The sequence below is a fragment of the Mycobacterium sp. TH-M25 genome (assembly GCF_057473665.1).
Map to the genome: position 1 here is coordinate 1 of NZ_JBYCLA010000590.1, position 8,302 is coordinate 8,302.

Below are 8,302 nucleotides of genomic sequence, written 5' to 3' on the forward strand. Positions count from 1 at the left end.
AAGCTAGCCCTCAAGATACGTTCGGGGAACGAAAAGTCGTAAAAACTTTCAAAAAGTTTTTGAAAGTTGTCTATACCCCTCATCTGGCGGTTCAGAACGATGTGTTCATGCAGGTCATCGGGGTTTGACCGCGAACCTACGCCGTCTCGCCCGTCGGCTTGGTGCGTGGTGCGGCCGCGTTCAGTTGGCCCATAACCCTGAGATATGGCTTAGGCGCTTACGTGAGTCCCCGTCATCCGCAGCGGCGGAGTGCGACCGTGAAGTGTTCGGAACAGATCCGCAGGACCCGTATCGGAGCCGGCCTGGGGGCGTCCTCACTTGCACACCACAGCGCCAACAGCGCATGCAACCCGTCGACGGCGATGAAGTCGGTGCCGCACAGGTTCACTACCAGTGCTCCGCACTCGCGAATCAGCCCGCGGGCACGCGGGCTCAACTCGGCTATGTCGACAGCGCCGATGTCACCGGAGATGGTGATTGAGGTGAGTCCGGGGCCGGTGTGGATATCGATAGGGGCGCCGCGGCGACCGTTGAGTGTCTCGTCGTTCCGAAGCGATCCGCGGACACTGTCTACGTAGTGGGGAATCAACTGCAAGCCCTCATCAGTCGTATGCCGATGCCAATCTGAAACGAATGGCAGAGTGGCCACATCCGCAGAGGGAACTCGAAAATCAAACACCTTCCGGCTGCGCGTCGAATCTGTGAGGTCAACCCAAGTGAAATCTACTCCGCACGTGTTGAATACACCATCGTTTCGGATCATCGGTTACATTCGACGCCTTCAGTTGGCGACGTTGATGTGTATGCCGATTGATCATGACGCTAGGCCGCACGCAGAACGCTGCGCCACGGCACCGGTCGACGGCCCCGAGCCGTCCTCTCGGCGCACCGGGCGTGCGCTCTTGCGTTGTGCGGCACGACTCCTCACGGTCCGCATCGTCGCCAAGCGCGTTGTATGCGGTTCCACGCTAGCGCAGTAGCACCTCGGTCCGCAGGCGCGACGGAGATCGCGGACCAGACCACGGCAATGCGTACCCAGTCAGCTGCCGGCCAACCGGTGGGCAAGCTGTGGCATCGGTGCAAGAATGGTCAGCGTGCAGGAGCGGGCCGAGACGAGCGGCGACGCCGACATCTGGCCGTCCAGATGGCCGGTCGTCGACGTCGACAAACCGGGTGTCGGTGCGTTCCGTTTCTGGTTTGTCGGGCAGCGCTGGGAATGGTCCGACGAACTCGCCCGGATGCACGGCTACGAGCCGGGGACCGTCGAGCCGACGACCGAGCTGCTGATGTCGCACCAGCATCCCGACGACCGCGACCATGTGCAGGATCTGCTGGACCGGGCGTTGTTGTCCAAGAGCTCCTTCTCCAGCCGGCACCGCTTCATCGACACGGCCGGCACCGTGCACGACGCGATTGTGGTCGCCGACCGGATCTCCGATGCGGACGGCGCGGTGGTGGGAACCGCCGGCCACTACCTCGATCTCACCGCGACCTTCGTCGAGAACCGCCAGAACGCCCTCGACGAGGCTTTGCCTGATCTGTTCGAGGCGCGCGCCGTCATCGAACAGGCCAAAGGGATCTTGGTGGCGATTTACCGGGTCAGCCCCGAGCAGGCATTCGGCGTGCTGAGGTGGCGATCGCAGGAAACCAATACCAAGCTGCGGTCGCTCGCCAAGCAACTCGTCGCCGAAATCGCCACGCAGCCAACGCCGTCGGCGGACACCCAAGCCGCCTTCGACCACCTGCTGCTAACCATGCATCTTCGCATTCCGGGTGAATCCACCGCCTAGGTGTCCTGCCAGACAAGTGTCCTGCCCGATAGGCTGGACCAGTGGCGATGGCTGACGGAATCTGAGTGCGTCGAGGTGGGTGAGAACGCGATGGACATGTTGGTGGTCGAATCCGAGGTTCGACCCGACGCCGTACTGGTGCACGCCTCGGGGGAGATCGATTCGGGTAGCGCGCGCGGGCTTCGGTCGCAGCTGGAGTCCGCGTTGCAGCGGGCCGGCGGCCAGGATTCCCGACTACTCATCGTCGACCTGAACGGCGTGACATATTTCGGCAGCGCGGGGCTGAACGCGGTACTCGACGTTCACGAGCAGGGGCTTCGCGCCGGCATATCGGTCCGGGTGGTCGCCGACAACGGCTTGGTGGTGCGCCCGATCGAGGTGACGAACCTCGACAGCCTGATCGAACTCTACCCCTCGCTGCCGGATGCACTGGAAGGCCGTGAGTCCGAGCGCGGGTCGTGAGCGGCCATGAACGCCGCGGCTGGCCACTCGATCCGAAAGTGCTGCCGCCTGACCTCGCCGTAGCCGTGGCGCGCGGCGGCGAGATGGGCCAGCGGTTCGCTGAATTCGATTGGTCTGCACACCCTTTGGGGACGCCGCAGGCATGGCCGGCTGAAATGCGCTCGGTAGTCGCAATGGTGCTGATGTCGAGTTTTCCGATGGTGTTGGGGCTCGACACCGACGAGCTGTTTTTGATCTACAACGACGCCTACATCCCGATCCTCGCCGACCGGCACCCGGCCGCGCTGGGTCAGCGTGGCCAGTACGCGTTCTGGGATGTGTGGGATCCGATCCGCCCGATACTGGCCAAGGTGATCGTCACCGGCGAAGCGACATGGTCGCACGACTTGATGTTGCCCGTCGTGACCGAGGGTAGGCGCCGCGAACGGTATTTCACCTTCACCTACAGCCCACTGGTCAGCGATGACGGCGCCATCTTCGGGCTCATCTGCCCGTCGTTCGAAACCACCGACCGGGTGCTCAGCGAACGCCGACTGCGCCTGCTCAACGACGTGGCCTCCGCGGTGATGGACACCAACACCATCGACGGCGCCCTGCAGGCGGCTGTCGCCGTGTGCGTGCAACGTCCCGCCGACGTGCCATTGATCGCCGTGTACCTCGATGGCCCCGGGGAATCGGGCGCGACGCTGCAGGCGGCGACGCCGTCGGTGCAGCCGTTGCTGCCGCCGACGTTGGCGGAGTTGACCGAATCTCCCGCGCGGCCGCAGACGCGAATGATCGACAACGTCGCGGCCCTGTTCGACGGCATTCACGAGGTGTTGGGCGGCGAGTGTCCGGACCATGCGCTACTGCTACCGCTCGGTGAGGGAGCGGCCGGCGGGGCTCTGCTGATCGGGACCAATCCGCTGTGCCGGCTGGACGACCACTACGTCGGCTTCTGTCAGTTGCTCGCCGACCAGTTGTCCTCGGCGATCGCCGCGGCGGTGTCGTATGAACAGCAGCGGCGCCGGGCCGACACGCTTGCCGAGTTGGACCACGCCAAGACGGCTTTTCTGACTAACGTGAGTCACGAATTCCGCACCCCGCTCACGCTGTTGCTGGGGCCACTCGACGATGCGTTGAGCGACACCACCATCGACAGTGTGATCGCGGATCGGCTGGGCACAGCGCGTCGCAATGCGGGACGGCTGCGACGGCTGGTTGATGCGCTGTTGGACTTCTCCCGCATCGACGCCGGCCGCGCCACCGCCACGTTGGGGTGTACCGACGTCGGTGCGCTGACGGCGCACATCGCGTCGTCGTTTTCCGAACTGTGTCGACGCGCCGATCTGGAGTTGGTGCTCGATTGTCGCCCGGCGCTGGCCGACATCGATCCTGGCCTGTGGGAAACCATCGTCCTCAACCTGATGTCCAACGCCGTGAAATACACCCCGGCCGGTTCCATCACGGTGACCACACACAGTGACAAGGCCTTCTGTCGCATCATGGTCCGCGACACCGGTGTCGGTATCGCCGAGGATGACCTGAAGCACTTGGGGGAGCGGTTCTTTCGCGCGGAGAACGCGCTCGGGCGCAGCGTCGAGGGCAGCGGGATCGGCTTGTCGTTGGTGCGGGGCCTCGTCGAAGTGCAACACGGGGCTGTCGAGTTCGACAGCCGACTCGGCCGCGGCACCGCGGTCACCATCCGGTTGCCCCGATCCGTGCGCGGCAAGACCGCCGACCATTCGCCGGCGGGACTTCTGCACAACCCGTACGTCGTCGAGGCTGGCCAGTGGGTGACGCCCCGAGCGGCGGGCGCCGCGCTGCCGGTGTCCGACGGTCGTGAGCTGGTGCTGATCGCCGACGACAACGCTGATATGCGAGCCCATTTGGAGCGGGTGCTGTCGACACGCTGGCGGACGGTGCTCGTCAGCGACGGCCTGGAAGCCCTCGAGTCAGCCCGCCGACACCACCCCGATGCCGTCGTGACCGACGTGATGATGCCGCGACTGAACGGATTCGAACTGCTCGACGCGATCCGGGCCGATCCGGCGCTGGCAGCCACCCCGGTGCTGATGCTTTCGGCAAGGGCCGGCGTGGACGCCGTCAGCGCGGGATTCGCCGGCGGCGCCGACGACTACCTGCCAAAGCCGTTCAGATCTCAGGATTTAATCGACCGCGTGGCCGCCCGCCTGTCAGCCGCGGCGCGCGAACGCGCCAGTCGGCAAACCAGCGATGCCCGGGCCCGGACAGCGCTCGATTTCGCTCAACTCGAGGCCGCGCTGCAAACGGCTGATTCGAGCGTCGAGATCGTCAATGCGCTGCAGGGCGCCGCGTTCGTGACGGGTGAGTCACCGATCATCTGCCTTGGGTTGCTCGACACCGAGGCGAAGACGCTCCGATTGGAATACGGCGCCGCGGTGCCGCCGGAGATCCGCGACCGCTACCACATTGCGTCGATGGACACCCCGATCGTGCCGGTGGATGTCATCCGAACCGGTCAGTCGATGGTCATCACCGACACGCTGAACCTCAGCTCGCGTTATCGGCACGTGGTGGGCGAGACGTCGCACGTGGTGCGGTCGTGTATCAGCCAGCCGCTGCGGGGTTCGGACGGGAAGATCATCGGTTCGCTCGGGATGCTCTGGCCCAAGCCGCGGCAGTTCGATCCCGCTGAACTCGAATGGGCCGCCGAGGTGGCCAGGGCCACCCAGTCGACGGTCGACCGCATCCGCAACGTGCAACGCGAACACCGGATCTCCGTCGACTTCCAAGACCACCTACTCGACCTCGACCATGGGTCGACGGCGGCGGTCGTCGCCGCGGTCTATCAACCCGGTGGTGAGGCGATGCGAGTCGGCGGTGACTGGTATGTCGTGCTGCCGCTGGAAAACCAAGGACGGATTGCGTTTTCGGTCGGCGACGTGGTCGGGCACGGTCTGCCGGCCGCAATCGCGATGAGCAGGCTGCGGGCCGGCTTGGCGGCCAGTGCACTGACCGACGCCGACCCGGGCGCGGTGCTGGCGAACTTGGACCGGTATGCGGCCACCGTGCCAGGCGCGCGGTGCGCGACGGTCAGTTACGCGGTGATCGACGACGGTTCGGACGCCGACACCGGCGACGGCATCGCCCGAATCAGCTACTCGTGCGCGGGACATCCCTATCCGCTGCTGGTGACGCCGGACCAGCCACCGGCCTACTTGTCGCAGGGCCGGCGGCCACCGGTCGCGGCCTCGGAGAGGGCGCTCAAGGGCAACACCGCGGTGCACGAATTGCCCTCCGGCAGCGTCGTTCTGCTCTATACCGATGGACTGATCGAGCGGCCCGGTGAGGCACTCGACGACGGCTTCGACCGGTTACTCGGCGCTGCGGCGTACCGCGCCGACCTCCCGGTCGGCGACCTGTGCGACGAGTTACTCGACCGGATGGCTCCGCCCGGCGGTTACACCGACGACGTCGTGCTGCTGGCGCTGCGTCCGTGTCACAGCTCCACCCGAAGCTTCGCCACCGTGGTGCCCGCGTCCCTGGATCACATCGCCGATGCGCGACATCGATTGCGCGGCTGGCTTTCCGGCATCGACGTGAATCCGCGACGGGAATCCGACATCCTGTTGGCCACCGGCGAGGCGGTGACGAATGCGATCGAGCACGGCAGCGGCGGCGATGCCGGCATGACGGTGTCGATCGAAGCGTTCGTACGCGGCCGAACTGTCACCGCCACCGTCAGCGACACCGGTCAATGGTCGGGCGATTCGTCGGCGAGCCAGCGTAGCCAAAGACGCGGCCGAGGACTCACCATGATCAACGGTCTCGCTGACGATGTGAGGACGATCCGGACCGCCGCCGGCACGCGAATCACGTTGACGTTCGATCAGGCGGTACTACCGGAGTCGGATCTCCTGGAAGGCGTTACGTTATGAGCCACGCGGAGTTCGAGCTGCAAACCGTCTTTGAGTCACTGCCGGTCCAGGTGACGCTCGCCGGCGAGGTCGACGCGTCCAATGTCGTCGACTTTGACCGGTCGGTGCGCGACGTTCCCGGTGAGCGGCCGATGATCCTTGATCTGACTAATGTGAAATACTTTGACAGCGCTGGCTTCTCGGCTCTGGACAAGCTGCTCGCCGACAACGAAATCGTCATTGTGTTGCCGCCGACGAGCTTCATGTTCCGGGTGGCGGAGTTGATGTGCATGCCGATCCACCACAACGTCGAAGCGGCGCGTCGCGTGCTCGGCGCCGGGGCAGGGTGACGGCGTTACTAGGCGTTCTCGATCGCCTCGCCGAGTTCCTCGAGCATCTTGTTGTGGTGATTGCTGGCCAGCAGGTGGCCGCCGGCGATGACCAGCGCGACCGGCCAGTCGATCAGCTCGAACGCAGCCAGAGCGGCCAGACCCCCGTAGTAAGCCAGCGACTCAGGTCCGGGGATTTCGAGCTGCCCGAAAATCGGCAGATTGATCACGAACGTCTCGCCTTGTCGAATATGGGCAACCGCTTCCGCCTGGGAAGTTCTGCGTCGCGCAGTCTTTTCGGCCATCATTTGCCTTTCGGTAACTAAACCTTTGCCATTGCGTGCGTTGTTGCGGTCACTGTCTTGGTCATGTCGACGACCGACGCTCGGGCCGACCCACTAGCCGAAGCTGTGGCTGGCCTGCTGACCGTCCCGCTGACCCAGTTGTACGCCGTTCTGTGGCGCCTCGGCGCCCTGCAGGTCGTGGCGGCTCCTCCGGGGTTGGCTGGGTCGGGGTCAGCTGGGTCGGGGTCGGCGCAGAAGAACGCCTATCGGCGAATGCGCGGTTCGCGACGGCCACCGCGCCTGTCGCAGCCCCGGCTGAGCCCAGCGCCTGCGCCCAGCCGAGCGGCCCGAGCGGAGTGCAGCCCAGCAGTTGGCTGACGCCGGGGATGCTGATCAGCGTCCCCATCACCGCCAGCGAGCCGCCCGCGGTCAACACGACCAGCGGCGTGCGGGAGTCCAGCAGTGTCTGACCCAGCTGCGCCGACACCAGCGCGACCAGCGCCACCGTCGACGCCCGTTGCGGGCGCCCGGTGAAGCCGGCCATCGTCCACGCTGCGGTCGCCGCCGCCGCGGTGGTCGCGCCGCGGATCGCGACCGCCTCCCACAACGCCTGCTGATCGGGGCCTCCGCCTTTGGGGCCGTCGGCCCCAGCCGGACCGCTCGGCTTGCTGACCGCCAAAGCGGCCGCCGGCAGCGCGTCGGTGAAGATGTTCACCAGCAGCAGTTGGCGCGTGTTCAGCGGCGAGTTGCCGGTGATCGCGCTGCCGATGACCGCGAACGCCACCTCGCCGGCGTTGCCGCCGAGCAGCACTGACACCGCGGCCTGAACACGGCGCCACAGCTCGCGGCCTTCGTCGATCGCGTTCAGCAGCGCCTCGATTCGGGCGTCGAGGAGCACCACGTCGGCCGCGACGCTGGAGGAGTCGCTGCCCCGGGCGACCACGCCGATGCCGACGGTGGCCGCCCGGATGGCGGCGGCGTCGTTGGCGCCGTCACCGACCATCGCGCAGACCTTCCCGGTGCGCTCCAGCGTCTGCACGACCTGGACCTTGTTCTCCGGCGACATCCGGGCAAAGATCACCCGCTCGTTGACCACCCGTTCCTGATTCTTGCGCGACATGGCGTCCCACTCGGCGCCACTGATGACCTGGTCTGCGGTCACCGCCATGCCCATGTCCCGGGCGATCGCCGCCGCGGTGATCGGATGGTCGCCAGTGATCAGCCGGATGCCGATCTCGCGTTCGGTGAGCGCGGCCAGCAACGCGGGCGCCTCGGCTCGAGGAGTGTCGGACAGCCCGAGGAAGCCCACCAGTGACAGCTCGCCGACGGCCAGGTCGGCGATCGCGTCTTCATCGTCGGTGACCAGTCGGGCCTGTTGGGCCGTCAGCCGGCGGCGCGCGACGGCGATGACACGTAAGCCCTCGGCCGCCAGCGTGCGGACCGTCGCTTCGATGTCGGGCCCGACGCCGTTGCTGGCGGCCAACACGACCTCGGGCGCGCCCTTGACGGTCAATTCGTCGCCGGACACCGATGCCGAGAACGACCTGCCGGACCGGAAC

General features: G+C 66.2%; 7 protein-coding genes and 1 pseudogene. 5 read left to right on the forward strand and 3 right to left on the reverse strand.

Features of this window, described 5'->3' with window-relative positions; all coding sequences use genetic code 11:
* Positions 1-232: 232 nt before the first annotated feature.
* Entirely contained in the window at positions 233-595 is a 363-nt protein-coding gene (locus AC2VOU_RS19680; protein WP_486958875.1) for a hypothetical protein, read from the reverse strand.
* A gap of 490 nt (positions 596-1,085) precedes the next feature.
* Between AC2VOU_RS19680 and AC2VOU_RS19685 the strand changes: the two genes are divergently transcribed.
* From AC2VOU_RS19685 to AC2VOU_RS19700, 4 genes are all read left to right on the forward strand, one after another.
* On the forward strand, positions 1,086-1,790 hold the full coding sequence (locus AC2VOU_RS19685; protein ID WP_486958876.1) for a PAS and ANTAR domain-containing protein: 705 nt from the start codon (positions 1,086-1,088) through the stop codon (positions 1,788-1,790).
* A gap of 75 nt (positions 1,791-1,865) precedes the next feature.
* Entirely contained in the window at positions 1,866-2,252 is a 387-nt protein-coding gene (locus AC2VOU_RS19690) for an STAS domain-containing protein (RefSeq protein ID WP_486958877.1), read from the forward strand.
* Positions 2,249-6,151: a SpoIIE family protein phosphatase gene (locus tag AC2VOU_RS19695; protein ID WP_486958878.1), complete on the forward strand. Its 3,903-nt coding sequence runs from the start codon at positions 2,249-2,251 to the stop codon at positions 6,149-6,151. The genes AC2VOU_RS19690 and AC2VOU_RS19695 overlap by 4 nt, the downstream gene beginning before the upstream one ends.
* Entirely contained in the window at positions 6,148-6,480 is a 333-nt protein-coding gene (locus AC2VOU_RS19700) for an STAS domain-containing protein (protein ID WP_486958879.1), read from the forward strand. The genes AC2VOU_RS19695 and AC2VOU_RS19700 overlap by 4 nt, the downstream gene beginning before the upstream one ends.
* An 8-nt stretch (positions 6,481-6,488) precedes the next feature.
* On the opposite strand, the gene AC2VOU_RS19705 is transcribed toward AC2VOU_RS19700, so the two are convergent.
* The gene (locus AC2VOU_RS19705) at positions 6,489-6,764 is read right to left on the reverse strand and encodes a hypothetical protein (RefSeq protein ID WP_486958880.1); all 276 of its coding nucleotides are present in this window, start codon (positions 6,762-6,764) and stop codon (positions 6,489-6,491) included.
* Between the two features lie 63 nt (positions 6,765-6,827).
* Between AC2VOU_RS19705 and AC2VOU_RS19710 the strand changes: the two genes are divergently transcribed.
* Positions 6,828-7,121, forward strand: coding sequence for an Rv1535 domain-containing protein (locus AC2VOU_RS19710; protein ID WP_486958881.1), 294 nt, complete (start codon positions 6,828-6,830; stop codon positions 7,119-7,121).
* Here the strand turns inward: AC2VOU_RS19710 and AC2VOU_RS19715 are convergent.
* Positions 7,020-8,302 (reverse strand): annotated as a pseudogene (locus AC2VOU_RS19715) (cation-translocating P-type ATPase); the annotation flags it as partial. The gene AC2VOU_RS19710 and the pseudogene AC2VOU_RS19715 sit on opposite strands and share 102 nt — an antisense overlap.

Coding starts and splice junctions, on each gene's coding strand:
- AC2VOU_RS19685 (WP_486958876.1), top strand. CDS start 1,086: ATGGTCAGCGTGCAGGAGCGGGCCGAGACGAGCGGCGACGCCGACATC.
- AC2VOU_RS19700 (WP_486958879.1), top strand. CDS start 6,148: ATGAGCCACGCGGAGTTCGAGCTGCAAACCGTCTTTGAGTCACTGCCG.
- AC2VOU_RS19705 (WP_486958880.1), bottom strand. CDS start 6,764: ATGGCCGAAAAGACTGCGCGACGCAGAACTTCCCAGGCGGAAGCGGTT.
- AC2VOU_RS19710 (WP_486958881.1), top strand. CDS start 6,828: ATGTCGACGACCGACGCTCGGGCCGACCCACTAGCCGAAGCTGTGGCT.